1 protein-coding gene is annotated in these 1,847 nt (G+C 55.8%); it reads left to right on the forward strand.

The genetic code is table 11. From position 1 onward, the window contains the following. Positions 1-1,847, forward strand: a 1,847-nt coding sequence (locus tag IQ268_RS31905; protein WP_193887493.1) for an AAA family ATPase, incomplete at both ends; no start/stop codon positions are given.

The following is a 1,847-nucleotide window of genomic DNA, read 5'->3' on the forward strand; positions in this document are numbered from 1 at the left end:
CACAGCCTGGAGGTCTGTGGTCACAGTTATGCCCTGGTGATGGAAGACACCGGAGGGGTTTCCCTGAACCACTACCTCCAAACCCATCCGCTCGGCTTACACGACATCCTGGCGATCGCCATCCAACTGAGCGACATCCTGCATGGGCTGCACCAGGCACACATCATCCATAAAGACATCAAGCCAGCCAACATCCTGATTCATCCCGACACCCAGCAAGTCACACTCATCGACTTCAGCATCGCCTCGCTGTTGCCCAAAGAAACCGCAGAAATCAAAAACCCCAACCGCCTAGAAGGCACCCTGGCCTATCTGGCACCCGAACAAACCGGACGGATGAATCGGGCACTCGATTATCGCGCCGACTTCTATGCCCTCGGAGTAACGCTGTTTGAACTGCTCACAGGAGAGCTACCCTTCCAATCATCCGACCCGATGGAACTGGTGCATTGTCATCTGGCCAAACAGCCTCCCCAACTGGCTCATCTGGCACCCCATCTGCCCCCAGTGCTGGGCGATATCGTTGGCAAACTGCTGGCTAAGAATGCCGAAGACCGCTACCAAAGTGCCCGGGGCGTGCAGCATGATTTGCAGACCTGCCTGCACCAATTGCAGCAAACCGCAACCATTGCACCCTTTGCGATCGCCCAACGCGATGTCTGCCATCGCTTCCTGATTCCCGAAAAACTATACGGTCGAGAAGCTGATGTCGCCAGGTTGTTGAACGCATTCGAGCGGGTAGCCACAGGCCGCTCCGAAGTCATGCTGGTGGCCGGGTTCTCTGGCATCGGCAAAACAGCACTCATCCACGAAGTGCACAAGCCGATTGTGCGGCAGCGTGGCTACTTCATCAAAGGCAAGTTCGACCAGTTCAATCGCAACAGTCCCTTTTCGGCCTTTGTGCAAGCCCTGCGCGATTTGATGAGACAGTTGTTGTCCGAGTCGGATACACAACTGCACACCTGGACAACCCAGATTCTCGCCGCGCTCGGAGAGAATGCTCAGGTGATTGTTGAGGTGATTCCTGAACTAAAACGGATCATTGGCGAACAACCGCCAGCGCCTGTGTTGTCTGGAACGGCGGCACAGCATCGCTTCAACTTACTATTCCAGAAGTTCATTGGCGTCTTTACCACACCAGCCCATCCCTTAGTGGTGTTTCTCGACGATCTGCAGTGGGCCGATTCGGCTTCACTCCACTTGATGCAACTGTTGATGGCCGATGCAGACTCCGGGCATCTGTTGCTGATTGGAGCCTATCGAGATAATGAAGTGTTTGCTGCCCATCCGCTGCGGTTGATGCTTGATGCGATTCGCAAAGCGGGAGCGACGCTCGATACCATTACGCTGCAACCGTTGCACTCGCAGAGTGTCAACCAACTGGTTGCTGATGTGCTCCACTGTACGGCAGCGGTGGCACAACCGTTGAGCGCGTTGGTGATGCAGAAGACGCAGGGGAACCCGTTTTTTGCGACGCAGTTCCTCAAGGCGCTGCATCAGGATGAGTGGATTACGTTCGACTCGCAAGCGGGGTACTGGCAGTGTGATATTGCTCGGGTGCAAGCAGCGGCGCTCACCGAGGATGTGGTGGAGTTGATGGCGATGCAGTTGCAGAAATTGCCCCATGCGACTCAGTCTGTGCTGAAGCTGGCGGCGTGTGTTGGCAACCAGTTTGATTTGGCAACGTTGGCGATCGTCTCTCAACAGTCTGGGGTGGAGGTGGCGACGGCGCTGTGGAAAGCGTTGCAGGAAGGGTTCGTCATTCCACAGACTCAGGTGTACAAGTTCTATTTGGCGGATGAAGCGCAGGCGAGTTCCACGCCGAGTGCAGAACTGGGGCATGAACC

Source organism: Oculatella sp. LEGE 06141, assembly GCF_015207605.1.
In the GTDB taxonomy this organism is placed as follows: Bacteria; Cyanobacteriota; Cyanobacteriia; order Elainellales; family Elainellaceae; genus Oculatella.